This window comes from Pantoea sp. GM_Pan_4 (assembly GCF_026541005.1).
GTDB lineage: Bacteria > Pseudomonadota > Gammaproteobacteria > Enterobacterales > Enterobacteriaceae > Pantoea > Pantoea dispersa.
The window spans coordinates 163,110-188,851 of sequence record NZ_JALNUZ010000004.1 but is presented as its reverse complement, the minus strand read 5'-3'; the positions used below and the strand labels follow the sequence as shown (position 1 = coordinate 188,851).

20 protein-coding genes are annotated in these 25,742 nt (G+C 57.3%); 9 read left to right on the top strand and 11 right to left on the bottom strand.

The window, feature by feature from the left end; genetic code table 11:
• Positions 1 to 191: 191 nt before the first annotated feature.
• Both elaB and OXR61_RS11990 read left to right on the top strand, forming a co-directional pair.
• On the top strand, positions 192 to 500 hold the full coding sequence (elaB, locus tag OXR61_RS11995) for a stress response protein ElaB (protein ID WP_021509227.1): 309 nt from the start codon (positions 192 to 194) through the stop codon (positions 498 to 500).
• A gap of 153 nt (positions 501 to 653) precedes the next feature.
• Positions 654 to 1,850 (top strand): nicotinamide mononucleotide deamidase-related protein YfaY, encoded by a 1,197-nt coding sequence (locus OXR61_RS11990; protein WP_267412231.1) that lies wholly within the window; start codon positions 654 to 656, stop codon positions 1,848 to 1,850.
• A gap of 363 nt (positions 1,851 to 2,213) precedes the next feature.
• Here OXR61_RS11990 and yfaE read toward each other — a convergent pair whose 3' ends face one another.
• From yfaE to ubiG, 4 genes are all read right to left on the bottom strand, one after another.
• The gene (gene yfaE / locus OXR61_RS11985) at positions 2,214 to 2,474 is read right to left on the bottom strand and encodes a class I ribonucleotide reductase maintenance protein YfaE (protein WP_021509229.1); all 261 of its coding nucleotides are present in this window, start codon (positions 2,472 to 2,474) and stop codon (positions 2,214 to 2,216) included.
• A 2-nt stretch (positions 2,475 to 2,476) separates the two neighbouring features.
• A complete protein-coding gene (nrdB, locus tag OXR61_RS11980) occupies positions 2,477 to 3,607 on the bottom strand; it encodes a class Ia ribonucleoside-diphosphate reductase subunit beta (RefSeq protein ID WP_021509230.1) in 1,131 nt (376 codons plus the stop codon).
• A 74-nt stretch (positions 3,608 to 3,681) separates the two neighbouring features.
• Entirely contained in the window at positions 3,682 to 5,967 is a 2,286-nt protein-coding gene (gene nrdA / locus OXR61_RS11975; protein WP_021509231.1) for a class 1a ribonucleoside-diphosphate reductase subunit alpha, read from the bottom strand.
• A 627-nt stretch (positions 5,968 to 6,594) separates the two neighbouring features.
• Positions 6,595 to 7,320: a bifunctional 2-polyprenyl-6-hydroxyphenol methylase/3-demethylubiquinol 3-O-methyltransferase UbiG gene (gene ubiG, locus OXR61_RS11970; protein WP_021509232.1), complete on the bottom strand. Its 726-nt coding sequence runs from the start codon at positions 7,318 to 7,320 to the stop codon at positions 6,595 to 6,597.
• A gap of 176 nt (positions 7,321 to 7,496) precedes the next feature.
• Here ubiG and gyrA point away from each other — a divergent pair, with 176 nt between their 5' ends.
• Both gyrA and rcsC read left to right on the top strand, forming a co-directional pair.
• Positions 7,497 to 10,136, top strand: a complete 2,640-nt coding sequence (gene gyrA / locus OXR61_RS11965; RefSeq protein ID WP_021509233.1) for a DNA topoisomerase (ATP-hydrolyzing) subunit A — start codon at positions 7,497 to 7,499, stop codon at positions 10,134 to 10,136.
• Positions 10,137 to 10,304: 168 nt separating this feature from the next.
• On the top strand, positions 10,305 to 13,157 hold the full coding sequence (gene rcsC / locus OXR61_RS11960) for a two-component system sensor histidine kinase RcsC (protein WP_021509234.1): 2,853 nt from the start codon (positions 10,305 to 10,307) through the stop codon (positions 13,155 to 13,157).
• Positions 13,158 to 13,199: 42 nt separating this feature from the next.
• On the opposite strand, the gene rcsB is transcribed toward rcsC, so the two are convergent.
• The 3 genes from rcsB to OXR61_RS11945 are packed head-to-tail and all read right to left on the bottom strand — an operon-like array spanning position 13,200 to position 17,688.
• Entirely contained in the window at positions 13,200 to 13,850 is a 651-nt protein-coding gene (gene rcsB, locus OXR61_RS11955) for a response regulator transcription factor RcsB (RefSeq protein WP_013509853.1), read from the bottom strand.
• A gap of 1 nt (position 13,851) precedes the next feature.
• Positions 13,852 to 16,509 carry a phosphotransferase RcsD gene (gene rcsD, locus OXR61_RS11950; RefSeq protein WP_031280042.1) on the bottom strand — a complete coding sequence of 886 codons (2,658 nt, stop codon included), beginning with the start codon at positions 16,507 to 16,509 and terminating at the stop codon, positions 13,852 to 13,854.
• A 24-nt stretch (positions 16,510 to 16,533) separates the two neighbouring features.
• Entirely contained in the window at positions 16,534 to 17,688 is a 1,155-nt protein-coding gene (locus tag OXR61_RS11945) for an MFS transporter (RefSeq protein WP_021509236.1), read from the bottom strand.
• 892 nt (positions 17,689 to 18,580) lie between these two features.
• On the opposite strand from OXR61_RS11945, the gene ompC reads away from it, so the two are divergent.
• A complete protein-coding gene (gene ompC / locus OXR61_RS11940) occupies positions 18,581 to 19,690 on the top strand; it encodes a porin OmpC (RefSeq protein ID WP_031280043.1) in 1,110 nt (369 codons plus the stop codon).
• A 22-nt stretch (positions 19,691 to 19,712) separates the two neighbouring features.
• On the opposite strand, the gene OXR61_RS11935 is transcribed toward ompC, so the two are convergent.
• Positions 19,713 to 20,276 (bottom strand): TetR/AcrR family transcriptional regulator, encoded by a 564-nt coding sequence (locus OXR61_RS11935; protein ID WP_021509238.1) that lies wholly within the window; start codon positions 20,274 to 20,276, stop codon positions 19,713 to 19,715.
• Between the two features lie 97 nt (positions 20,277 to 20,373).
• Here OXR61_RS11935 and OXR61_RS11930 point away from each other — a divergent pair, with 97 nt between their 5' ends.
• Positions 20,374 to 20,829, top strand: a complete 456-nt coding sequence (locus OXR61_RS11930) for a nuclear transport factor 2 family protein (protein ID WP_021509239.1) — start codon at positions 20,374 to 20,376, stop codon at positions 20,827 to 20,829.
• Between the two features lies 1 nt (position 20,830).
• Here the strand turns inward: OXR61_RS11930 and OXR61_RS11925 are convergent, their stop codons facing one another.
• Positions 20,831 to 20,986 carry a hypothetical protein gene (locus OXR61_RS11925; RefSeq protein WP_021509240.1) on the bottom strand — a complete coding sequence of 52 codons (156 nt, stop codon included), beginning with the start codon at positions 20,984 to 20,986 and terminating at the stop codon, positions 20,831 to 20,833.
• Positions 20,987 to 21,132: 146 nt separating this feature from the next.
• On the bottom strand, positions 21,133 to 21,246 hold the full coding sequence (locus OXR61_RS11920) for a hypothetical protein (protein ID WP_021509241.1): 114 nt from the start codon (positions 21,244 to 21,246) through the stop codon (positions 21,133 to 21,135).
• A 141-nt stretch (positions 21,247 to 21,387) separates the two neighbouring features.
• Between OXR61_RS11920 and apbE the strand changes: the two genes are divergently transcribed.
• The 3 genes from apbE to OXR61_RS11905 all read left to right on the top strand — a co-directional run bounded on the left by apbE (position 21,388) and on the right by OXR61_RS11905 (position 24,817).
• Complete coding sequence (gene apbE, locus OXR61_RS11915; protein WP_021509242.1) at positions 21,388 to 22,419, top strand: FAD:protein FMN transferase ApbE; 1,032 nt, start codon at positions 21,388 to 21,390, stop codon at positions 22,417 to 22,419.
• 17 nt (positions 22,420 to 22,436) lie between these two features.
• Entirely contained in the window at positions 22,437 to 23,078 is a 642-nt protein-coding gene (gene alkB / locus OXR61_RS11910; protein ID WP_021509243.1) for a DNA oxidative demethylase AlkB, read from the top strand.
• Positions 23,079 to 23,164: 86 nt separating this feature from the next.
• Positions 23,165 to 24,817, top strand: a complete 1,653-nt coding sequence (locus tag OXR61_RS11905; RefSeq protein WP_021509244.1) for a multidrug ABC transporter permease/ATP-binding protein — start codon at positions 23,165 to 23,167, stop codon at positions 24,815 to 24,817.
• A 153-nt stretch (positions 24,818 to 24,970) separates the two neighbouring features.
• Here the strand turns inward: OXR61_RS11905 and OXR61_RS11900 are convergent, their stop codons facing one another.
• The gene (locus tag OXR61_RS11900; protein ID WP_021509245.1) at positions 24,971 to 25,696 is read right to left on the bottom strand and encodes a 4'-phosphopantetheinyl transferase superfamily protein; all 726 of its coding nucleotides are present in this window, start codon (positions 25,694 to 25,696) and stop codon (positions 24,971 to 24,973) included.
• Positions 25,697 to 25,742 lie beyond the last annotated feature (46 nt).

Here is a 25,742-nt window from a genome sequence, read left to right as displayed (position 1 = left end):
AATTCAGTCCGCTGAAAATTTATCAGATTAATCAAATAAACGAAGCACAATTCCGCGTGCAACGCCCCGGATGACATAACTTTGCGTTCAGCGCGGCAAAAAGCGCAGTCAGCGGATGACGGCGCGGCGCAAAAACGCAATTTATGACTATAGTTAATCGACACCGCATTTAAACATGGAGGATTGTGAACATGTCATCTACCGATCAATTTGAAACCCGTCTTGATGACGATCTGGCGCTGCTGACGGAAACGCTGGAAGAAGTGCTGCGCTCCTCGGGCGATCCGGCGGACCAGAAATATATCGAACTGAAGCAGAAAGCCGAGCAGGCGCTGGAAGACGTGAAGAATCGCGTGAGCCAGGCGTCCGACAGCTATTACTATCGTGCCAAACAGGCAGCATATCGTGCCGACGATTACGTGCATGAAAAACCGTGGCAGGGCATTGGTATCGGTGCGGCTGCCGGTCTGTTTGTTGGCCTGCTGCTGGCGCGCCGTTAATCCCCGTGGGCGCGATGTCCGTCGCGCCCGATTCCTGCTTTCCCGCTGTTTCCTTTCCGCATCGCGATTAACCCGCCATTTCGCACCGGCGGCGATTGTGTTTCGCCTGCGCGCTCCCTACAGTGAAAGCCACAGGGATAAGGAGAAGAGATCGTGATACGTGTCGAAATGCTCTCAACGGGCGATGAAGTGTTACATGGGCAGATTGTCGATACCAACGCCGCGTGGCTGGCCGATGTGCTGTTTCAGCACGGCCTGCCGATGACCAGTCGCAGTACGGTCGGCGATGCGATGAGCTCGCTGGTTGAAGCGCTACAGAGCCGCAGTCAGATTGCCGACGTGCTGATTGTGAACGGCGGTCTCGGGCCGACCAGCGACGATCTCAGCGCACAGGCAGCGGCCACCGCCAGTGGCAGCGAGCTGGTGCTGCAGCAGGCGTGGCTGGAGAAGATGGAAGCCTGGTTTGCCTGCCGCGGGCGGCTCATGGCACCCAGTAATCGCAAGCAGGCGGAGATTCCGGCCAATGCCGAGTTGATCGATAACCCGGTCGGCACCGCCTGTGGGTTTGCCCTGCAGCTTAATCGCTGCTGGATATTCTTTACCCCCGGCGTGCCGTCAGAATTCAAAGTGATGGTTGAGCAGCAGATTATTCCGCGTCTTAAGGCGCGTTTTACGTTGCCAGAACCCCCACTGTGCCTGCGTCTGACCACCTTTGGTCGCGGCGAGAGCGATATCGCCGCGGAGCTTGAACCGCTGCCGCTGCCGGAAGGCGTAGTGATGGGCTACCGTTCGTCGATGCCCATTATTGAGATCAAACTGACCGGCCCGGCCAGCCAGCGCGTAGCGATGGAGCAGGTGTGGCAGCAGGTTAAGTTACTGCTGGCCGAGTGCACCATTTTTGAAGGCTTTGAAGGATTGCCAGCCGTGCTGGCGCGGGAACTGCACGATCGCGGCTTCCGCCTTGCTCTGAGCGAACAATACACGGCCGGGTTGCTGCACTGGCAGCTGGCCGCCGCACAGGTGCCGCTTAGCGCCGCTGAGCTGCTGCCGGCACGTGAGGAGTCGCTGGAAGCGCAGGTTACGCGCACGCGTCAGTTAGCTGCTCAGCAGGGCACAGTGCTGGCCTTGTCGGTTGGCGATCTGCAGGAAGGGGAAGTGTCGATTGCGCTGCACACCCCGGAAGCCAGCTGGGGCCAGCGGGTGAAATTTACCCACGGGCGGCACAATCTGGAAACCCGGCAGAAAGTGGTGGCAATGATGGCGATGAATATGCTGCGCCGCTGGCTGCACGGCAGTGAAGTCAGTACCGGTCACGGCTGGATTGATGTCCTGGAGACGGTGAAGAGCTGACTCCATTGTGCTGGCGGTAATTTACAGCAAGGTCAGAGGGGAAGTTGAGCACGCCCGGAACGGCAAAACCCGCTCCCTGCGGGCCTCGACACGCGGCATCCTTGCCGCGTGACGTCCGGCTTAGCTCAACATCCCCTCTTCCCGTTAGCATGGGTGTCGCTGCAGGGTGACGTTCTGTTACCGCAATGAAGAAGCCTGATAGGGCGTGGGGGAGGTTGCCGCTTGCAGCAGCCTCCGCGCCAGGACGGCGCGGCGGCAGGCTCCAGGGATGGATTTACGCCGGTGCAGCAAGCGGCAACCTCTCAGACGACCTGTATGGATGTTGCAGCATTAAAGGACTTTTGCGTTTGGTGTAGCGGCAGGTTACAGCTCGATCTCAATCTCCCCTCTGGCCTTACAACAGCAGGGCAGAATCTCGCCCTGCTGAATAAACGCCAGTGGGGTTTCCGCATAATCCACTTCGCCTTTCAGCAGACGCATGCGGCAGGAGCCGCAGTAGCCTTCGCGACACTGAAACTCGACGCACACATTGTGTGCTTCCAGCGTCGTCAGCAGATTAGGGTGTTCGTCTGCGCACTCCAGCCGGGAGCCGGAGCTGCGCAGGATTACCACGGAACGGCTCATGCTTACAGCTGGAAATCGTTGAAGTCGTCTTCGCCCACTTCGGAGTCGATCTGACCCACCAGATAGGAGCTCACTTCAACTTCCTGCGGCGCCACCTGCACGTTATCTGACACCAGCCACGAGTTAATCCATGGAATCGGGTTAGAACGCGTCTGGAACGGCAGATCAAGGCCCACCGCCTGCATGCGGATATTGGTGATGTACTCAATGTACTGGCACAGAATGTCCTTGTTCAGACCAATCATTGAGCCGCCGCTGAACAGATACTCAGCCCACTCTTTTTCCTGCTCGGCCGCTTTCTTAAACAGGTCGAAGCACTCGTCGCGGCACTCAGCGGCGATCTCTTTCATTTCAGGATCGTCTTCACCGGTACGCATCAGATTCAGCATATGCTGGGTGCCGGTCAGGTGCAGCGCTTCGTCACGGGCAATCAGACGAATAATCTTAGCGTTGCCTTCCATCAGTTCGCGCTCGGCGAAGGCGAACGAGCAGGCAAAGCTGACGTAGAAGCGAATCGCTTCCAGCGCGTTAACGCTCATCAGGCAGATATACAGCTGCTTCTTCAGCGCACGCAGATTCACGGTCACGCTCTTGCCCGCCACCTGATGCGTGCCTTCACCCAGCAGATGCCAGTAGTTGGTCATCTCGATCAGATCATCGTAATACTTCGAGATATCCTGCGCGCGCGCCAGAATCTGCTCGTTAGTCACGATGTCATCAAACACCAGTGACGGATCATTGACGATATTACGGATGATGTGGGTGTACGAGCGTGAGTGGATGGTCTCGGAGAACGCCCAGGTTTCCACCCAGGTTTCCAGCTCGGGAATCGAAATCAGCGGCAGCAGCGCTACGTTCGGGCTGCGGCCCTGAATGGAATCCAGCAGCGTCTGATACTTCAGGTTACTGATAAAGATGTGCTTCTCGTGCTCCGGCAGCGCCTGATAGTCGATGCGATCGCGCGAGACGTCAACCTCTTCCGGACGCCAGAAGAAAGAGAGCTGCTTTTCGATCAGCTTTTCAAAGATGTCGTATTTCTGCTGGTCGAAACGGGCAACGTTCACTGACTGGCCGAAGAACATCGGCTCTTTCAGCTGGTCATTTTTGTTCTGTGAGAAAGTAGTGTAAGCCATGACTAAGTCCAAAAGTGAAACGGGCCAGCCGCTGCTGGCCCAGACACGATAAGGCGCCCGCAGGCGCCTTTCGATCAAATTTTACAGGCGCCGCTTTCGCAGCCATCGTCCTGAATAGACGGCGCCAGATCGTCCTGCGCATCCTCGGCACCGTCACGGGTGTTTTGGTAGTACAGGGTCTTCACGCCAAATTTGTACGCGGTCAGCAGATCTTTCAGCAGCTGTTTCATCGGCACTTTGCCATTGGCGAAACGGCCTGGATCATAGTTGGTGTTCGATGAAATCGCCTGATCGATAAACTTCTGCATCACGCCCACCAGCTGCAGATAGCCATCGTTTGATGGCATCTCCCACAGCAGTTCGTACTGATCTTTCAGACGCTCATACTCCGGTACCACCTGGCGCAGAATCCCGTCTTTCGACGCTTTGATACTGATGTGACCGCGCGGCGGCTCGATACCGTTGGTGGCGTTCGAAATCTGCGAAGAGGTCTCAGACGGCATCAGTGCAGACAGCGTGGAGTTGCGCAGGCCGTGGGTTTTAATCGACTCACGCAGCGCTTCCCAGTCAAGGTGCAGCGGCTCATTACATACGCTGTCGAGATCCTTTTTATAGGTATCGATCGGCAGAATGCCCTGCGAATAAGTGGTCTCTTTAAACCACGGGCAGGCACCTTGCTCTTTCGCCAGCTCGTTGGAGGCTTTCAGCAGCCAGTACTGAATGGCTTCAAAGGTTTTGTGCGTCAGGTTGTTGGCGCTGCCGTCGGAGTAGCGCACACCGTGTTTCGCCAGGTAATAGGCATAGTTGATCACGCCAATACCCAGGGTACGACGGCCCATCGCACCGCGTTTTGCCGCCGGGATCGGGTAATCCTGGTAATCGAGCAGGGCATCCAGCGCGCGTACTGCCAGCGTCGCCAGCTCTTCCAGATCGTCCAGGCTTTCAATCGCACCGAGGTTAAAGGCGGACAGGGTGCACAGCGCGATCTCGCCGCTTTCGTCGTTGACGTCTTCCAGCGGTTTGGTCGGCAGCGCAATTTCCAGGCACAGGTTAGACTGACGCACTGGCGCAATGGCCGGATCGAACGGGCTGTGGGTGTTGCAGTGGTCAACGTTCTGCACGTAGATACGGCCGGTTGAGGCACGTTCCTGCATCATCAGCGAGAACAGGTCGACGGCTTTCACGCGCTGCTTGCGGATGCTGTCGTCCTTCTCATATTTGGTATACAGACGCTCAAACTCATCCTGATCGGCGAAGAACGCGTCATACAGGCCTGGCACGTCGGACGGGCTGAACAGAGTGATGTCTTCGCCTTTCAGCAGGCGGGTGTACATCAGCTTGTTGATCTGCACGCCGTAATCCATATGACGTACGCGGTTGCCTTCGACGCCGCGGTTGTTTTTCAACACCAGCAGGCTTTCCACTTCCAGATGCCACATCGGGTAGAACAGCGTTGCCGCACCGCCGCGCACGCCGCCCTGCGAGCAGGATTTCACCGCCGTCTGGAAGTGCTTATAGAATGGGATACAGCCGGTGTGGAACGCTTCACCACCGCGGATCGGGCTGCCGAGCGCACGAATGCGACCCGCGTTGATACCGATGCCGGCACGCTGTGACACATATTTCACAATAGCGCTGGAGGTGGCGTTAATGGAATCCAGGCTGTCGCCGCATTCGATCAGTACGCAGGAGCTGAACTGACGGGTCGGAGTGCGCACGCCGGACATGATAGGTGTAGGCAGCGAGATCTTGAACGTGGAGATCGCATCGTAGAAACGCTTGATGTAATCCATGCGCGTATCGCGCGGATAGCCGGAGAACAGGCAGGCGGCGACCAGAATATACAGGAACTGGGCGCTCTCGTAGATTTCACCGCTGACGCGGTTCTGCACCAGATATTTGCCTTCCAGCTGCTTCACTGCCGCGTAGGAGAAGTTCATGTCGCGCCAGTGGTCGATGAAGCCGTCCATCTGCTCGAACTCTTCGGTGCTGTAGTCTTCCAGCAGATGGCGATCGTATTTACCCATCTCGACCATTTTTACTACCTGGTCGTACAGCTTCGGTGGCTCAAACTGACCGTACGCTTTTTTACGCAGGTGGAAGATCGCCAGACGCGCGGCCAGGTACTGGTAATCAGGCGCGTCACGGGAGATCAAATCGGCAGCCGCTTTGATGATGGTCTCGTGAATGTCCGAGGTTTTGATGCCATCGTAAAACTGGATGTGCGAACGCAACTCAACCTGCGAGACGGAGACATTGTTCAGCCCTTCAGCTGCCCAGTCCAGCACCCGGTGAATCTTATCGAGGTCGATGCGCTCCTGGCGGCCATCGCGTTTCGTAACGAGCAGACTTTGGTTCATGTCGCGTGTTTACCTGTCCATGAAATACAAAATTATCCCCCGTCTATTCACAGGCGGCTCATTGTGAGTAAGCCTGTGGATAAACACTATATATAGGGGGTGCGGAAAGTTTGAACAACAATATGGTGAGTATTCTAGTCAGCAATCGGATCATCACAAGAGTTGATTTTCACAAAATTTTACGCCCTGGGGGGTGGGGAAAATCCTGGATCCCCACGCCACAAGGCCTGCACCTGGTGTCAACGGATAACAGGTTTTTTTTCAATTTTTGATCGAGCGCGTGTTTATTGCTCAACCGCTGCGATTCGGGAAATTTCCCAGGCGAAAAAAGCCCGCGCCGCTCCGTCAGCAGCGAACTTATCTGCGTTTGCTTATGAATTTTTTATGACCTTTTCACCTTACAAAAAGCGCATCGCAGCGTCTAAAAGGAAATTGATCTGGATAGGGCCAGCGCGTGATAAACCGGGTGCGGTCGGAAGTGAAAGGAGAACTGGCAGTTTGTAGAGCGTTATGCCGTTCAGTTGGGTAAATTGCTGGTCGTAGATTCCATAGCGGCGCGATTTTTCGCGTAATACATCGCGCCGCTACAACAGCGCTGCCCACGGGCGGGCAGGCGAAACAGGTCGTTTACGCCTGACGGTGGGTATGCACCATATAATTGACGTCCACCCCGCGGCCAAGGCGGAACTGGTTGGTCAGCGGATTGTAGTGCAGGCCAGTCATATTGCGTTCACGCAGGGCGGTCTCGTCCACCCAGTTCAGCAACTCGGCGGGACGAATAAATTTTTTCACGTCATGGGTACCGCGCGGCACCATGCGCAGCACGTATTCAGCACCAAACACCGCCAGCAGCCAGGCTTTAGGGTTACGGTTGATGGTGGAGAAAAACACCTCGCCGCCCGGTTTCACCAGCTGCGCGCAGGCCAGCACCACGGAACGCGGATCCGGCACGTGTTCCAGCATCTCCATACAGGTCACCACGTCGTACTGACCGGCATGGCTGGCCGCATGGGCTTCAACCGTCTGCTGCACGTAATTGACGCTCACGCCGCTCTCCAGCGCGTGCAGGCGCGCGATCTCCAGCGGCTCGGCGCCCATATCCAGACCGGTGACCTCCGCCCCTTCACGCGCCATGCTCTCGGCGAGAATGCCGCCGCCGCAGCCGACATCCAGCACTTTCTTACCGAACAGCCCATGGCTGTGCTGGGCAATCCAGCCAAGACGCAGGGGATTAATGCGGTGCAACGGCTTAAATTCACCCTCTAAATCCCACCAGCGTGATGCAACCGCCTCAAACTTAGCAATTTCGGCGTGGTCGACGTTCTGGCGGCTTTCCTGCGGTTGTTCATTCATTGAATCATGACTCCTGACAAAATATGCCACCAGTATAAACGCATAAACCCTGCGAGGCATCTCTCAGCGCAAAGGAAAAGCGCCACAAAACCCTGCTTTACGTTCACCGCACGCAAGCGATGTGATATACTTTCGCACCTTTAAAATCCGGGATTATGTAGAGGGATAGCGGCTCCATGAGCGACCTTGCGAGAGAAATTACACCGGTCAATATCGAAGAAGAGTTGAAAAACTCCTACCTCGATTACGCCATGTCGGTCATCGTTGGCCGAGCCTTACCCGATGTACGTGATGGCCTGAAGCCGGTGCATCGCCGTGTGCTTTTTGCCATGAGCGAACTGGGTAACGACTGGAACAAACCCTATAAAAAATCTGCCCGTGTGGTCGGTGACGTTATCGGTAAATATCACCCACACGGTGACTCCGCTGTGTACGAAAGTATCGTGCGCATGGCCCAGCCGTTCTCCCTGCGCTACATGCTGGTCGACGGTCAGGGTAACTTCGGTTCGGTCGACGGCGACTCCGCCGCAGCGATGCGTTATACCGAAGTGCGCATGGCGAAGATCTCCTCTGAACTGCTGGCTGACCTGGAAAAAGAGACGGTCGACTTTGTGCCGAACTATGACGGCACCGAGCAGATCCCAGAAGTCCTGCCGACCAAAATTCCTAACCTGCTGATCAACGGCTCCTCCGGTATTGCCGTCGGCATGGCGACCAATATTCCGCCTCACAACCTGACGGAAGTGATCAACGGCTGTCTGGCGTTTATCGAAGATGAAAACATCAGCGTCGAAGGGCTGATGGAGCACATTACCGGGCCGGATTTCCCGACCGCCGCCTTTATCAACGGTCGTCGTGGCATTGAAGAAGCCTACCGCACCGGGCGCGGTAAAATTTACATCCGCGCGCGCGGCGAGATCGAAACCGACGCCAAAACCGGTCGTGAAACCATCATCGTCAATGAAATCCCGTATCAGGTGAACAAAGCGCGCCTGATCGAGAAAATTGCCGAGCTGGTGAAAGAGAAGCGCGTTGAGGGCATCAGCGGCCTGCGTGACGAATCTGACAAAGACGGCATGCGTATCGTCATTGAAGTGAAACGCGATGCGGTCGGCGAAGTGGTGCTCAACAACCTCTACTCGCTGACGCAGCTGCAGGTCTCTTTCGGCATCAACATGGTTGCCCTGCATCAGGGCCAGCCGAAGATCATGACGCTGAAGGAGATCATTGAAGCCTTCGTTCGCCACCGCCGTGAAGTGGTGACGCGTCGTACCATCTTTGAACTGCGTAAAGCGCGCGATCGTGCGCACATCCTTGAAGGTCTGGCGATTGCGCTGGCCAACATCGATCCGATTATCGAGCTGATTCGTCGTGCTCCGACGCCAGCCGAAGCGAAAAGCGGCCTGCTGGCGCAGTCGTGGGATCTCGGCAACGTCGCCGCCATGCTGGAACGTGCCGGTGACGACGCCGCGCGTCCGGAGTGGCTGGAAGCGGAGTTTGGTATTCGCGACGGTCGCTACTACCTGACCGAGCAGCAGGCACAGGCCATTCTTGATCTGCGTCTGCAGAAACTGACCGGCCTTGAGCATGAAAAACTGCTCGACGAGTACAAAGAGCTGCTGGACCAGATCGCCGAACTGATTCATATCCTGCAGAGCGCCGAGCGCCTGATGGAAGTGATCCGTGAAGAGCTGGTGGCGATGCGCGATCAGTTTGGCGATGCGCGCCGTACGGAAATCACCGCTAACAGCGCTGACATCAACATCGAAGACCTGATCAACCAGGAAGATGTGGTGGTCACCCTGTCGCATCAGGGCTACGTCAAATACCAGCCGCTGTCAGACTATGAAGCCCAGCGTCGCGGCGGTAAGGGCAAATCGGCGGCGCGCATTAAAGAAGAAGACTTTATTGATCGTCTGCTGGTGGCCAACACCCACGACACCATTCTGTGCTTCTCCAGCCGTGGCCGCCTCTACTGGATGAAGGTCTATCAACTGCCGGAAGCCAGCCGTGGCGCGCGCGGTCGTCCGATCGTCAACCTGCTGCCGCTGGAAGCCAACGAGCGTATCACCGCGATTCTGCCAGTGCGCGAATACACCGAAGGCTTCAACATCTTCATGGCGACCGCAGACGGTACCGTGAAGAAAACTGCGCTGCAGGAGTTCAGCCGTCCGCGCAGTGCCGGCATCATTGCCATCAACCTGCGTGAAGACGATGAGCTGATTGGCGTGGCGCTGACCAACGGTAACGACGAAGCGATGCTGTTCTCTGCCGCCGGTAAAGTGGTGCGCTTCGCGGAGAGCGCGGTGCGCGCCATGGGCCGTTCGGCTTCGGGCGTGCGCGGCATCAGGCTGGCCGAAGGCGACAAAGTGGTGTCGCTGATTGTGCCACGTGAAGAGGGCGCGATTCTCACCGTAACGCAGAACGGCTACGGCAAGCGTACTGCCAACAGCGAGTATCCGACCAAATCGCGCGCCACGCAGGGCGTCATCTCGATTAAAGTCACCGAGCGTAACGGGCCAGTGGTTGGCGCGGTACAGGTGGTAGATAGCGATCAGATCATGATGATCACCGATGCCGGTACGCTGGTGCGTACCCGCGTGTCGGAAGTCAGCGTGGTGGGCCGTAATACGCAGGGCGTGATCCTGATTCGTACCGCGGAAGATGAAAACGTGGTCGGCCTGCAGCGCGTCGCTGAACCGGTGGAAGAGGAAGAACTCGACGCCATCGACGGCAGCGTGGCAGAAGGCGAAGACGATATCGCGCCGGAAGTCGACAGCGACGACGACGCACCGGAAACAGACGACGAAGAGTAACCGTTCATTGTCTGTCACAAGCGGCAGGTCAGGGCAACCGACCTGCCGTTTTTTTTGTCTGACTTTCACTCCCAAAGTCGCGTGCCAACTGGCTTTTTCGCCCTGATAAAGCTAGTGTATGAGAACGTTTTCAACGTCCCGATAACCCTTGCCGCCAGTGAGTCTCTTTTGAAATATCTCGTCTCCTTTCGCACCACGCTTCGCATCTCGCGCTACCTGTTTCGTGCGCTGGCACTGCTGCTCTGGTCGCTGGGTGCACTGTTGACCACTTTCTACATCATCAATGTGCTGCACGAGAAAGAGAACGCGGTGCGCCAGGAGTTTGCCACCAATTATGGTCAGGCCGAATGGTATGTGCGCCACTCAGCGGATGTGATGCGCGAGCTGAAGTACATCACTGAGAATCGCCTGAGCAGCAGCGTCAACGGGCTGGATATGCTCAACGGCATGCCGGGCGGCAAAAGCACGCTGCCGCAGTTTACGCCGCTGTTTACCGACGGTGACTGCACGTCAATGAGCAACACCTGGCGTAACTCGCTCGATTCCCTGAGCTATTTCATTAACTACTGGAAAAGCAATTTTGCCTCAGCCTATGAACTCAATCGGGTGTTCTTTATTGGCGGCGAAAATCAGTGCCTCGCAGACTTCACCATCGGCAACAATAATCCGGTCGATCGCGAACGCAGCCTGAAGGCGCTGCGCGAAAACGTGCTGCACTACCGCAGCGGCAACGAGGAAGAGCGGCGTAATCCGATGTACTGGATTACCAACAGCAGCCAGCCAGGCATCGGCAACTTCTACATGGTGGTGCCGGTTTACGTCGCCAACAAACTGCAGGCGCTGCTCGGCGTGGAACAGAACATTCGCCTGGATGAATTTATTCAGCCCGGCGGGCTGCCGCTGGTGGCCACCATCACCGACGAAAACTATCGCCCGCTGATCAGCTCACGACGCGGCGGACCCGGTTATTCGCTGGACGATCTGCCGGATAACAGCACCTGGTTTGGTTATCTTGACGGCTATCGTCAGCTGGTGCTGAAAAAGCCGCTGCCGCCGTCCAGCCTCAATGTGGTGTGGTCGCTGTCGACCGATGTGCTGATGGATCAGCTCAAGCTGATGCTGATCAACGCGCTGCTGCTCAATATCCTCAGCGCGCTGATTCTGTTTACCCTGGCGTGGGTGTTCGAACGCCGCATGTTCCTGCCGGCGGAAGACAACGCCCACCGGCTGGAGGAGCACGAGCAGTTCAACCGCAAGATTGTCGCGTCAGCGCCGGTCGGCATCTGTATTTTGCGTACCAGCGATGGCACCAACATCCTCAGTAATGAACTGGCGCATAACTATCTGACGCTGCTGACGCAGGAAGATCGCCTGCGGCTGAACGAAATCATCGGCGGCCAGCAGGTTAATTTTGTCGATATGCTGACCGGCAGTAACACTAACCTGCAAATCAGCTTTGTGCATTCGCGCTACCGCAACGAGAACGTGGCGATTTGCGTGCTGGTCGACGTCTCGGCGCGCGTGCGCATGGAGCAGTCGCTGCAGGAGATGGCGCACGCCGCCGAGCAGGCCAGCCAGTCCAAGTCGATGTTCCTTGCTACCGTCAGTCACGAACTGCGTACGCCGCTGTACGGCATTATCGGTAACCTCGATCTGCTGCAGACCAAATCGCTGCCGAAGGGCGTGGATTCGCTGGTCACGGCGATGAACAACTCATCCAGCCTGTTGCTGAAAATCATCAGCGATATTCTCGACTTCTCGAAGATCGAGTCCGAGCAGCTGAAGATTGAGCCGCGTCCCTTCTCGCCGCGTGAGGTGGTCAACCATATTGCCAGCAACTATCTGTCGCTGGTGGTGCGTAAGCGCCTGACGCTGTATGTGTTCATCGAGAACGATGTGCCGCTGGCGCTGGATGGCGATCCGCTGCGCCTGCAGCAGGTGATCTCCAACCTGCTGAACAACGCCATCAAGTTCACCCATACCGGCTGCATTATCCTGCACGCCTATGTGAAAGAGGGGTATCTGGCGTTTCGCGTGCGCGACACCGGCGTGGGAATCCCGGCAAAAGAGATCACGCGCCTGTTCGACCCGTTCTTCCAGGTCGGCTCCGGCGTGCAGCGTAATTTCCAGGGCACCGGGCTGGGACTGGCGATCTGTGAAAAGCTCATCAACATGATGGATGGCGACATCGAAGTCGACTCTGAACCGGGCATGGGCAGCCAGTTCGTGGTGCGTATTCCGATCTACGCCGGACAGCAACCCGCGCCGCCGCTGCTGGATGGTCTGCAGGAAAAAGCCATCTGGCTCGATCTGCGCAACGACTATCTGGCGGCCTTCCTGCTGCGTCTGCTCCAGCAGCAGGGCATCCAGGTTGCGCACTATCAGGGGCGGGCTGGGGCGGACGATGTGATGATCTGCGATCACCACGACGCGCCAGCGCAGACGGTACGCGCGCGCATCCGTATCTGCGGTGAACACATTGATATGCCGCAGGAAACGACGCCGGGACAGTGGGTGCACAGCAGCGCGACGCTGCACGATCTGCCGCTGCTGCTGGGCCGGATTTATCGCATTGCCATCGACAGCGAAACGGCGACCACGCTGGAACTGCCGGTGCCGCAGCAGGCCTCCAGCTATGAAGACATCATGGTGCTGATCGTTGATGACCATCCGATTAACCGGATGCTGCTGTCTGAACAGCTCGGCACGCTGGGCTATCAGACCAAAACGGCGCAGGACGGCGTGGATGCGCTCAACGTGCTCAGCCGCAACCATATCGATATCGTGCTGAGCGACGTTAACATGCCAAACATGGACGGCTACCGGCTGACGCAGCGTCTGCGCCAGCTGGGGCATGCCTTCCCGGTGATTGGGGTGACCGCTAACGCACTGGCGGAAGAGAAACAGCGCTGTATGGATGCCGGCATGGATAACTGCCTGTCAAAACCGGTGACGTTGGATGTGCTGAAAACCACGCTGGCGCTGTATGCGGAACGTGTTCGCAAAAGCCGGGAAGGATAAGCAGGGCAGAGGAGAGGCGGTGCCGAAGCACCGCCGCAGGGATTACTCTTTGTCGACCTGAGTGGCGCTGACGGAAGAGAGGTAGTTCAGCAGCGCGATATCGTTATCCACGCCCAGCTTCATCATTGCTGATTTCTTCTGGCTACTGATGGTTTTGATACTGCGGTTCAGCTTCTTGGCGATCTCGGTAACGAGGAAACCTTCGGCGAACAGACGCAGCACTTCGCTCTCTTTCGGTGACAGACGTTTGTCGCCGTAGCCGCCGGCGCTGATTTTCTCCAGCAGTTTGGCCACGCTTTCTGGCGTGTACTTTTTGCCTTTCTGCAGGGCTGCCAGCGCTTTCGGCAGGTCGGTCGGTGCACCCTGCTTCAGCACGATGCCTTCGATATCCAGATCCAGTACCGCGCTCAGGATCGCCGGGTTATTGTTCATGGTCAGAACAATAATGGAGAGATCAGGATAGTGACGCTTGATGTACTTGATCAGCGTGATGCCGTCGCCGTATTTTTCGCCCGGCATCGACAGATCGGTAATCAGGACGTTGGCATCCAGTTTGGACAAGCTATTGATCAGTGCTGTTGAGTCTTCAAACTCACCTACCACATTCACCCATTCGATCTGTTCCAGAGATTTACGGATACCGAACAGAACGATTGGATGGTCATCGGCAATAATTACATTCAGGTTATTCATCTTATTGGTTACCTTGCTGCAGCAGTTGGTTGACGTACGCGTCAATTTCACTGGTGGTATTTTTAATGGTTAAATCGTCGCACAGTTTAATGTGCTGTTCTAACTCTTCACAAAGCTGTTTACCCGGCAGTAAATTGAGCATGGCAAACACGCCTTTCAGGCGATGCGCTGTCTGAGCAAGCGAGGGATAGTCCTTCTCCGCCGACTCAGTATACAGTCTCTTCACATCTGGCGGTACTGTCTCCGTAAACAGCTGGAAATAGCCGCCGCTCAGCAGCGGCGTGGCAGCCTCATCGTCGTCGCTCTCCTCTATCGAATCGTGAGCCAGTTGCTTCTCAATCAGGGCCAGCAGCGCATCAAGCAGCGCATTGCTGAGATTGAAATTGACCCGGAATTGCTGGTCGTTGAGGGCGTGATGCCCCATTTCGTCGCCCGCCAGCAACAGCGCCCAGCCCTGCAGGCGAGCCGGATCGTCCGTCACCAGCACATCATGCTCCTGCCCGGACAAGCGTTCGTCCGAGGTCAGGCAATTTGCCCCCCAGTTCTCGAGGTGGCGGCAGACAATTTTGTGTACGTCTTCGACCGCGATATCCACCAGCGCCGTCACGCCTTCCAGCAGTTTCTCTTCCTGCTCGCTCTGCTGTTCCAGCGCCAGCGGCAGCTGAATGTTGTAGCGCGTGCCGATATCCGGTTTGGCGATAATCTCCAGCTGGCCGCCCATCTGTTTGCACAGCTGCTTACACAGGAAAAACGCCATGCCGGACGCCTGACCGTAACGATCCTGCGTGGTTTCGCCAAGGTAAGGGAAATCGACGTTGGCCAGCTCGTCGCCGGTCAGGCCTGAGCCGGTATCCACCAGCTGGAACAGCACGCTGTTGACTTTGCTGTCGCTGGCTTTGATATCGAGGGAAATCTTGCCCCACTGCGTGGTGGTGAGCGCGTAGTGCATCAGCGTGGTCAGGACTTTACGCAGCGCGCGGCGATCGCCAAAGCGCATCTCGTCGTTGGCCAGCTGATTGTTGACCACCAGCGTCAGCCCTTTGCGCCGCAGCAGCGGCAGGCTCTCCAGCGCAATCTCATCCAGCAGATCCTGCAGGTTAAACACGCCCGCATCCGGCGACCAGTCGTGGGCTTCCAGCCGGTTGAGCAGGACGATATCGTCCACCAGCCGCGCCAGACCCTGGCTCTCATCCAGCAGATCCAGCACGCTCTCGTCGTCATCGCGCTGGCTGAGCTGCACCAGCTGCGTCACCATGCTCTGCAGCGGACGATTAAGCGCATGGCCAAGATTCTGCATCAGCTGCTGGCGCATCTGGTGGTTGCGATCCAGCACCTGCTGCGCTTTTTGCAGCTTCTTATTCACCAGCAGCTCGCGATCCTGATCGCGCATCATAAACAGCTGGGTGTGCGGCGACAGCATGCTGCGCGCGTGGCGAATCTCATACACTTCGTTGTTAATGGTAGCCTGCAGCACCCCCTGATGCTGATCGGACATATTGATGATCTTCTGCAGATTGAGGTGCGGCAGCAGATGCTCAGCGATTTTGTTGCTCAGCAGGGTGCGATTGGTACCAAAGTCATACACCAGCAGCCCGACCGGCAGGCTGGCGACGATCTCCTCATTCAGCATACGCAGCGAATCAAGCTCAGCGCTCTGGTTCTCATTTGGTCGCAGCGACTGCTGGCGCAGCAGCGTAATGCCGGCAATAGACAGCAGGAACAGCAACAGGTTGATCAGCAGCGGCCACATCAGGTTGTGCAGGGTATCCATCGCCAGGCTGGCGAGCGGCACCCGGTACACCAGCTGGAGCGAGGTGCTGGGCAGCGTGGCGGCAATCTCCAGATTCGGGTTAACCAGCGTCACCGCGGTGCTTTCGCTGCTGGCGTCATCGCTGGTGGCGCTGCCGGGCTGGCTGGCATCCTGGCGCAGCTGGAAATTCTCCAGCGGCATACTGCGTGGAATCAAATCGTTAACCGGCAGATCGAACGCCACCACCGTGGCTAAATGACCTGGCTGGTTAAACGTGGTGCGCAGCGTGAAGTAGTGATCGTTCTGCCAGGCAAAGTGGCGCAGCGGCGAGAAGCTTTCGCGTTCGTCGAGCGCATTGGCCTGCTGCAGCATTTCGGCGCGGCGGCTGTCCACCAGCGTATTGATGGCGCTCTCTTTATAGCGCGTCGCCATATCCTTGAGCGGCAGGGTCGAGATCATGATCAGGCTGTTGTCCTGACCATTGAGGAAGTACATCGACCACGCCGGATTTTCAGCGCCCCACAGCGTATCGAGATAATTGGACATGCGCAGCGTCATATCCAGCGTGCTGCTGTCGTGCGAGCCGAAAATCAGCGCTTCGGTCTTGCGGCGGGTTTTCTCCAGATAGTAAACATCCGGGCGCAGGCGCGTCTCCTGCAGGCTGCTGCTCGGCGTCGAGCCCGCGGCGCTGGTGGCGAGATTTTCATAGATTTGCCAGGTGGCAAAGCGGTAAGCATCAATACGTTTTTGCATCGCGCGCGCCAGGTCGGTCATGGCGTAGCGCTTTTCCATGATCCACGCATTCACACTGTTATGCACCATGGCACCGAGCGCGAGAAACAGCACCAGGTTAAACACCACGAAAAAGCGCGTTACGTTGCCGGAGGTCAGCGGAAATTTATAAGGCAGCATAGGTGTCTCAGGATCCTGCAATTAACGCGCGACCAGCCGGGCGCTGGCGGCAACCGCCAGCAGCAGCAGGGCGATAAGTAAAAACGCGCCGCTCAGGCTGAGCCACTGGGAAATAAAGCCGATTAAAGCCGGGCCTGAAAGAATACCCGCATAGCCGAGCGTTGTCATGGCGGAAATCGCCAGATTGGCCGGCATATCCTGTTGATTACCGGCGGCATTAAACAGCATCGGCACGGTATTGGCCAGGCCAAAGCCCACCAGCAAAAAGGCCAGCAGCGCCGCCTGCGGCCACGGCAGCAGCACCGCCAGCGTCATGCCGGCTGCCGCCGCCAGCGCACCGGTCAGCATCACCGGATAGCGGCCAAAGCGCTGAATCACTTTATCGCCCGTCAGACGACCTATGGTCATGGCGATGGAGAAGATGGCGTAACCCAGGCCGGCGTGCGCCACGCTCATGCCCGGACTTTGCAGCAGCAGCAGGGCGCTCCAGTCGAGTACCGCGCCTTCCGCAAGGAACAAAATAAAGCACAGGCAACCGAGGAAGGCGACCCAGCCGCGCGGGATCACCAGCCAGGGTTGATCGGGCTGATGCAGGCGCTCCGTCATCAGCGTCGGCAGGCTGCACAGCAACAGCAGCACCATCAGCAGCATGATAACGCCCACCGCCTGCAGCGGTGTCAGACCCGCGCCAAGTAACAGGCTGACCGCGCCGGCGCCGAGAATACCGCCAAGGCTGAAGAAACCGTGGAAACCGGACATCATCGGCTTGGCCGCCGCTTTCTCAACCTCAACCGCCTGTACATTCATGGCCACATCCAGCATGCCGAGCCCGGCACCGAACACCATCAGCGTGGCGGCCATCAACCACATCACATCCAGCGTTGCCAGCAGCGGCAGTACTGCCAGTATCACCAGCGTGGAGCACAGCATAACGCGGCGGCAGCCAAAGCGTGCCACCAGCGCACCGGTCACCGGCATTGCTGCCAGTGAACCAATGCCAAGACACAGCAGCAGGCCGCCCAGCGACGCGCCCGTCAGCTGGAGACGCTGGCTGGCAAACGGCACCAGCGGCGCCCAGGCAGACATGCTTAAACCGGCGATGAGAAAAACGAGGCGTGTTCCCAGATTGACACGCTGATGCAATTTGTTGGGCTGTGCGGCGTCCAGTGCTGTCATAAAGGTGTCGTTGTCATAAGTCGTTCGAGCGACGAAGTTTAGCATTAAAGCTGGCGCGGCACCGCTCAATGAAGGAGAAGAGCAGGGCAAAAATGGTCGCCAGAAAAGAGCATATTACCGATCTTTTGCCAGGCGCTGCGCTTTTCCAGACATTTCCTGGACTTCATAAGCTCTCTGGCTCTTGGTAAGCCGACAGATTCAGTGAAAATTTGGCTTAAGTTGGGGTGAAAATCGATTACTGCGGCAACGCTAACTCACTGAATAATGGTAAAGAATATTCCGCAAACGGCCAGGCAAACGCATCGGCTATATTTCCGTGCAACTTTATTACGTCCGGAAATTAACATTGCGCAATCATGGCTAAGTAATGAACAAAAAGTGCGAAAACGAACAAATAATGGCGTCCTGAGTGGCGGTTAATTTAACCTCAGTAAACAGGTTTACATAAAATTACAGAGTGGAAGAAAAATGGCAGGCAAAAAAATGCCGGACAATCATGTCCGGCGGGAATTAGGGTAAATCTCTCATTCGGGGTGAATGAAGGTAATAATGAAATAAATGATGATAGCGGGAGTAATTGTATGCGCTGAGTGGCGTTAAGTTTTATCATTCAGTGCGGCAGCTTATCTCATCTTATCCCTATGTATTTAAATGAATAAAATTCGGTTTATCAATTAGTGCGATATTTTTTGCCGATGTGTGCTGATTATTAGTTCCGCGAAATTTACATTTAGAAATAACTATTTAATACAATGAAACAATTTCGGAAATTTAGTATCATTTTCGTGATAGATTATTGCTCTCCATAAAATAACAATGGCTTGCCAGCTGAATTTTTAAGCATTCAGTTAGCAGTGGCACATATAAAAGGCACATTACAGAGGGTAATAAAATGAAACGTCGCGTTCTCTCCCTGATGATTCCTGCATTGCTGGTGGCAGGCTCAGCAAGCGCAGCTGAAATTTATAATAAAGATGGCAACAAATTAGACCTCTACGGCAAAGTAGACGGCCTGCACTATTTCTCGGACAACGATGGCCAGGACGGTGACCAGTCTTACCTGCGTTTTGGTTTTAAAGGTGAAACTCAGGTGACCGACCAGCTGACCGGCTACGGTCAGTGGGAGTACCAGGCCGCGCTGAACACCGCAGAATCGCAGGGTACCGCTAACAGCTACACCCGTGTCGGCTTCGCCGGTCTGAAATTCGGTGATGCGGGCTCGTTCGACTACGGCCGTAACTACGGCGTACTGTATGACATCGGCGCCTGGACTGACGTGCTGCCGGAGTTTGGTGGTGACACCTACGGCGCGGACAACTTCATGTTCCAGCGCAGCAACGGCCTGGCGACTTACCGCAACAGCAACTTCTTCGGCCTGGTGGATGGCTGGAACTTTGCCGTGCAGTATCAGGGCAAAAACGACAACCCAACCGAATCCTCTTCCGGTCGTGATGTCCTGGGTGAGAACGGCGACGGCTGGGGTCTGAGCACCACCTATGATCTGGGCTCCGGCTTCGGTCTGGGTGCGGCGATGTTCCAGTCTGACCGTACCAACAATCAGAACGGCAACGCGCCAGGCATTCTTGGTCGCGGTGATAAAGCCGAAGCCTACACCGGCGGTCTGAAATATGACGCTAACAACGTGTATCTGGCGGCGATGTACACCCGTTCTTACAACGCAACCCGCTTCGGCGCGGTGGATTCCGCTGCGTACGGCTATGCCAACAAAGCGGACAACTGGGAACTGGTGGCACAGTATCAGTTTGACTTCGGTCTGCGTCCGTCGCTGGCCTTCGTCTCCTCACGCGGCAGCGATATCGAAGGTTACGGCAGCCAGAACCTGAAAAAATATGTCGACGTGGGTGCGACCTATTACTTCAACAAAAACATGTCGACCTATGTTGATTACCAGATCAACCTGCTGGACGACAACAACTTCACCGATGCGGCCGGTATCAACACCGACGACATCGTTGCGCTGGGCCTGGTTTACCAGTTCTAAGCCGGAGAGCGTGGCCTGCGGGTCACGCTCTGCTCTCCAGCAGCGCGTTCAGCGCCGCCTGCAGCGTTGCCGTCACCTGCTGCGCCGCTTCCCCCATCTGAACCTGCACGATTGCGCCATCTACCAGCAACACGATCTGCCCGGTTTTATCCTGCTGCGCTGTGCTGAGTCTTTCGGCAATGGCGGCCGCCATCTCACGCTTGTGCTGGCGAATCAGTGCGCTCGCTTCCGGCAGGGTATCAGCCAGTTCTGCCGCGCTATTAATAAACGCACAGCCGCGGAAATCCTCCTCCTGAAACCAGCTCAGTAACGCAGCCGGCAGCGCCACGTTGATGGCAGGCTGCTGCGCCAGCGCGCTGCGAAAGCCGCTCATCCAGCGCTGATGACGCTGCTGCAGAAACGCCAGAATTAAGTCATTTTTGGCCGGGAAGTGGCGGTAGAAGGTCACTTTGGTCACGCCAGCCGCGGCAATCACTTTATCGATGCCGGTAGCACGGATGCCTTGCGCATAAAACAGCTGTTGCGCACTGAGCAGGATGCGGTCACGCGCGCTGGCGCTGACATCAAACAGCAGGGGTGCGAGCATAAGAAAAAATTCCTGTTTACGGGGGTAGACAGAATTGTCTACATACGGCAGGATGAATCAAGTAGACAGACCTGTCTACATCATCAGGAGATAAAAAATGCTCATTCCCCCGTTCGATTATCAAAGTGCCTTAGAAAAAGTGCGTATGGCGGAAGATGCCTGGAACAGCTGCGATCCGCAGCGCGTGTCGCAGGTTTACAGTGAAGATACCCGCTGGCGCAATCGCAGCGAATTCGTTAACGGCCGCGCGGACGTCGTGACCTTTCTGCAGCGCAAATGGGCCCGCGAGCTGGATTATCGGTTGATTAAAGAGTTGTGGGCGTGGCACCACGATAAGCTGGCGGTGCGTTTTGCCTATGAGTGGCGCGATGACAGCGGCAACTGGTTCCGCAGCTACGGCAATGAAAACTGGCACTTTGGTGCCGATGGTCTGATGATTCAGCGCTTCGCCTGCATCAACGATTTGCCGATCAGCGCTGAAGCGCGACTGTTTCACTGGCCGGCTGGCAGACGCCCGGACGATCATCCGGGCCTGAGCGAGCTGGGTCTGTAATTTACGACGCGTTGCGCCAGCGTCTGGCCTTTGCCGCCTGCTGCGGGGATGTGGTGGCAGGCGGCAGGCTGCCTTCCAGCGCCACGCCCGCCAGCGTAAAGGCGGAAAAGCTCAGCCAGCGCTGCCATTTATCCTGTTGTTCTGTTGCCTTACTCATCTTGCACCTCGCTGATGTTCAACCCAGCATCAACGCTGCACAATTCATGCCATGCTACCGCTCTCAGCGCCACGCGCCCCGTGGCCGCTTTGTTACACTGCGCCAGCGCTGAAGCGGTGCAGGATGCACGACGCTGGTGCAATGCCTTAACGTCGGCGCGACGGATAGTGCTGAATCAGGCGGTGGCGATAGTGCTGCCAGCAACGGAAGCTTCCGTAAGCAAATAACCCGGCGGTAATAGCAAGAATCATATAAATCATCTGTCGCTCCTGTAAGGATTCTCGTGCAGGAACGCAGTATGCTGTGCCAGCCAGCGATCAACTTCAAGCAGCTTTAGACGGTTTTACAAGCGAGTTATGCTTTGTAATAGGCTGTAGTAATGATTTACAGACGAGGAATTGATGAATTTTCAGAACATTCTGCTGACCGGCATGGTAGCACTGCTGCTGAGCGGGTGCGAGCAAAAACCGGCGCAGCAGGCGCTGGTGCTGGAAGGCAAAACCATGGGAACGGTGTGGCGCGTGAGTCTGGCGGGCGTGGATGCTCAGCGTAAGGCCGCGCTGCAGCAGGCGATTCAGCAGCAGCTCGATCGCGACGATGGCGAACTCTCCACCTGGAAAAAGGACTCGGTGCTGTCGCGCTTCAACCAGTATCAGGGACAGGATCCCCAGCCGGTCAGTGCCGATATGGCCGATATCGTCACCCGCGCGCTGCGCATCGGCCAGCTGACCGGCGGCGCGATGGACATTACCGTCGGGCCGCTGGTGAATCTGTGGGGCTTTGGCCCGGCGCAGCAGCCGGCGCATACGCCATCGGATGCCGCCATCGCCGCCGCCAAAGCGCAGACCGGCCTGCAGCACCTGCGCGTGATTGAGACGGTGAACGGCCAGTGGCTGCAGAAAGATCTGCCTGGCCTGTATGTCGATCTCTCCACCATGGGCGAAGGCTACGCCACCGATCACCTGGCGCGGCTGATGGAACAGCAGGGCATCACTAATTATCTGGTGTCGGTGGGCGGGGCAGTGCTGAGTCGCGGCCTGAATGCCAGCCAGCAGCCGTGGCGGGTCGCCATCCAGAAACCGACCGATCGCGAGAACGCGGTGGAGGCACGCGTTGATCTGCAGGGGCACGGAATCAGCACCTCCGGCAGCTATCGCAACTATTATGAACTGGATGGCAAACGCATCTCGCACGTGATCGATCCGGCCAGCGGCCGACCCATCGATCACCGGCTGGTCTCAGCCACGGTGATTGCCACCACCGCGCTGGAAGCCGACGGCTGGGACACCGGGCTGATGGTGCTCGGCACCGAGCGTGCCAAAGCGCTGGCGCTGAAACAGCATCTGGCGGTGTATCTGATTACGAAGCAGGGCGACGGTTTCAGCCACTGGATGTCGCCACAGTTTAAATCGTTTCTTATCGATCAGCCCTGACCTGACAGGAGGTAACTGTGCTGGATCTATTTAGTGAAGACGCGCCATGGCAGGAGCCGCTGGCCGAGGGCGCGGTGATTCTGCGGCGCCGGGCGCGCGAGCAGGCCGATGCGCTGCTGGCGGCGATTCATGACGTCGCGGCCCTTAACCCGTTTGCCCACCGCATCACGCCGGGTGGCCATCGCATGTCGGTCGCCATGACCAACTGCGGCGATTTCGGCTGGTCGACCGATTCGCGCGGTTACCAGTACACCGAACAGGATGTCAGCAGCGGCCGTAAATGGCCGCCGATGCCCGCACTGTTCCGCACACTGGCGCAGCAGACCGCGCAGGAGGCCGGCTTTGTCGGTTTCAATCCGGATGCCTGCCTGATTAACCGCTATGAGCCCGGTGCCAAACTGACGCTGCATCAGGATAAGGATGAGAAAGACTTACGCCAGCCGATTGTCTCGGTATCGCTTGGCCTGCCGGCCGTTTTTCAGTTTGGCGGTTTCGAGCGCGGCGATGCGACGCAGCGCGTGCTGCTGGAGCACGGCGATATCGTGGTGTGGGGCGGTCCGTCGCGCCTGCGCTATCACGGCATTTTGCCGCTAAAAGCGGGCATCCATCCGCAGGCTGGCGCGTTCCGTTACAACCTGACATTCCGCCGCGCCCAGTAACCGTAAAACGGATGAGAATTATTCTTGCCTTCACCCGAGGCGCCATTAAACTGCAGGCTGCCTGGTTGACCTCTGGATAATTTTTAATGGCATTGCTTCAGGTTGTTTTTCGCCAGTACCGCTGGCCGTTTATTGGCGTGATTGTGCTGACGCTGCTCAGCGCCGCGCTGGGTATCGGGCTGATCGCCTACATCAATAATGAACTGATCGTGGCAGTTAATACCTCGCTCACCGTGCTGCCGGGCTTTCTCGCCCAGCTGTTTCTGCTGATGGCGGTGACGCTGGCATCGCAGCTGGCGCTGACTCAGCTCGGCCACCATTTTGTCTGGCGGCTGCGCGGTGAGTTTATCAAGCGTATTCTGGATACCCGGGTTGAACGCATTGAGCAGATTGGTAACGCTCAGCTGCTGGCCGGCCTGACCAGCGACGTGCGTGCCATCACTATCGCCTTTGTGCGCCTGCCGGAACTGATTCAGGGCATCATTATTACGCTGGGTTCCGCGATCTATCTGGCGTGGCTGTCACCGCAAATGCTGTTGATCACCACGCTGTGGCTGGTGGTGACGCTGATCGGCGGCTGGCTGCTGGTGTCGCGCGTCTATCAGCACATGGCGAAGCTGCGCGACATCGAGGACGAGCTGTACCGCGATTTTCAGACCATCATTGAAGGGCGCAAAGAGCTGCAGCTTAACCGCGAGCGCGCCCAACTGATTTACGACACCGTGTATCAGGAAAATGCCACGGATTATCGTCGTCACATTGTGCGCGCCGATACCTTCCATCTCAGCGCGGTGAACTGGTCGAACATTATGATGCTCGGCGCGATTGGTATTGTGTTCTTCATGGCCAACGGTCTGGGCTGGGCCAATACCGCTGTCGCCGCGACCTATTCGCTGACGCTGCTGTTCCTGCGCACGCCGCTGCTGGCGGCAGTAGGCGCGCTGCCGACGCTGCTCAGCGCACAGGTGGCATTGCGGAAAATTAATACCTTCGATCTGGCCCCTTATAGCGCCGGATTCAACGCGCTGCCGACGGTGAGCGACTGGCAGACGCTGGAGCTGCGCGACGTCTGTTTCCATTATGGCGAGCACGGTTTTGCCGTCGGGCCGATCAACCTGACGCTGCGCCGCGGTGAACTGGTGTTTCTGATTGGCGGTAACGGCAGCGGTAAATCTACGCTGGCGATGCTGCTGACCGGCCTGTATCAGCCGCATTCAGGCCGCCTGCTGCTGGACGGTAACGAGGTGGACTGGCATAACCTTGATGCTTATCGCCAGCACTTCTCGGCGGTGTTCACTGACGTGCACCTGTTTGATCGCCTGATTCGTCGCGGTGGTGAGCCGGCTAATCCGGCGCTGGTGCAGCAGTGGCTGGAGCGGCTGAAAATGCAGGACAAGCTGAAGCTGGAAGGCAACCGGGTACTCAACCTGCAGCTGTCGAAAGGGCAGAGCAAGCGCCTTGCTCTGCTGCTGGCGGCGGCAGAGGAGCGCGATATCCTGCTGCTCGATGAGTGGGCGGCCGATCAGGACCCGCACTTCCGCCGCATCTTCTACCGCGAGCTGCTGCCGTGGCTTCAGGCGTCCGGCAAAACCGTGTTCGCCATCAGCCATGACGATCACTACTTTATTCATGCCGATCGGCTGCTGGAAATGCGCGATGGGCAGTTAAGCGAGCTGACTGGCCGCGAGCGCGAAATGGCCACGCTGGACGCTGTCAAACGCACCGATACCGGCCATTGACGGCTGGCGGCAAAGCTTAGCAAAAACCCTTATTGGGCAGGACGTTGTCAGCGGGATACAGTGAATGGCAGCAGAGATCCTCGTCTCTGCCTCCCTGGAACACTTCTGTCGTCTTGTGTTGTCACCGGCCCGGGCTCATTCCGCGCCGGTTTTTTATTGCGTGCAGGCCGGGTGAGTGAGCAGTGTGACCACGCGCGCCGGCTGCAGCCAGAAGCGTGCGTCCAGCACGGTGCTGCGGGTAAATTCCGCGCTGAAATCCTGACAAAGCTGCAGCCGCGCGCGCTGCTGCGGCAGGTCGAGATCTATCAGCGCAGCCTGATGAAACGCCATGGGCTGATGCAGCCGCGGCCATAGCGCCTTATAAAGACTCTCTTTCAGCGAAAACAGCAGCGTTGCTGCCTGCGCAAAGGGCAGCGGCTGGCCCTCAAGCAGCGCGCGCTCCTGCGCGTTCATCAGCAGTTCCGCCGTGTCCTGCGCGGTTTCCTCTGCCATCACCTGCTCAACATCAATACCCACATACAATGCCTCGCGCGTCGCGGCCATCACCACGCAGTCATGGCTGTGCGACAGTGAAGCACGAATGCCTGCCGGCCAGCACGGTGAGCGATCCGGCGCGTTGTGCAGCACAAAATCAGAGATTCCCAGCTGCGCCAGCTGTTGCCGCACCAGCCAGCGGCTGGCGAGATATTCAATTTTGCGTTTGCTGGCTGCCTGCTGTAGCGCGGACGGCAGCGGCAGTTGCCACTGCGCAGGTAAAGCGGCGTGCCACTGTTGCCGATCAAAGCGGCACCACGCCAGCGACAGCGATTCAGCGGTGTGGCCAGCGGCGGTGATAAATCCACAAGCGGGCAGCGGCAGGGGCGTTTCGGCTGAGAACATAACGAGTAACGGCTGATGGAAAAGCGTGTTTTACCAGTCAGCCGCG

Coding starts and splice junctions, on each gene's coding strand:
- elaB (WP_021509227.1), top strand. CDS start 192: ATGTCATCTACCGATCAATTTGAAACCCGTCTTGATGACGATCTGGCG.
- yfaE (WP_021509229.1), bottom strand. CDS start 2,474: ATGAGCCGTTCCGTGGTAATCCTGCGCAGCTCCGGCTCCCGGCTGGAG.
- nrdB (WP_021509230.1), bottom strand. CDS start 3,607: ATGGCTTACACTACTTTCTCACAGAACAAAAATGACCAGCTGAAAGAG.
- nrdA (WP_021509231.1), bottom strand. CDS start 5,967: ATGAACCAAAGTCTGCTCGTTACGAAACGCGATGGCCGCCAGGAGCGC.
- ubiG (WP_021509232.1), bottom strand. CDS start 7,320: ATGAATGAACAACCGCAGGAAAGCCGCCAGAACGTCGACCACGCCGAA.
- gyrA (WP_021509233.1), top strand. CDS start 7,497: ATGAGCGACCTTGCGAGAGAAATTACACCGGTCAATATCGAAGAAGAG.
- rcsB (WP_013509853.1), bottom strand. CDS start 13,850: ATGAATAACCTGAATGTAATTATTGCCGATGACCATCCAATCGTTCTG.
- OXR61_RS11945 (WP_021509236.1), bottom strand. CDS start 17,688: ATGACAGCACTGGACGCCGCACAGCCCAACAAATTGCATCAGCGTGTC.
- ompC (WP_031280043.1), top strand. CDS start 18,581: ATGAAACGTCGCGTTCTCTCCCTGATGATTCCTGCATTGCTGGTGGCA.
- OXR61_RS11935 (WP_021509238.1), bottom strand. CDS start 20,276: ATGCTCGCACCCCTGCTGTTTGATGTCAGCGCCAGCGCGCGTGACCGC.
- OXR61_RS11930 (WP_021509239.1), top strand. CDS start 20,374: ATGCTCATTCCCCCGTTCGATTATCAAAGTGCCTTAGAAAAAGTGCGT.
- OXR61_RS11925 (WP_021509240.1), bottom strand. CDS start 20,986: ATGAGTAAGGCAACAGAACAACAGGATAAATGGCAGCGCTGGCTGAGC.
- OXR61_RS11920 (WP_021509241.1), bottom strand. CDS start 21,246: ATGATTTATATGATTCTTGCTATTACCGCCGGGTTATTTGCTTACGGA.
- apbE (WP_021509242.1), top strand. CDS start 21,388: ATGAATTTTCAGAACATTCTGCTGACCGGCATGGTAGCACTGCTGCTG.
- OXR61_RS11905 (WP_021509244.1), top strand. CDS start 23,165: ATGGCATTGCTTCAGGTTGTTTTTCGCCAGTACCGCTGGCCGTTTATT.
- OXR61_RS11900 (WP_021509245.1), bottom strand. CDS start 25,696: ATGTTCTCAGCCGAAACGCCCCTGCCGCTGCCCGCTTGTGGATTTATC.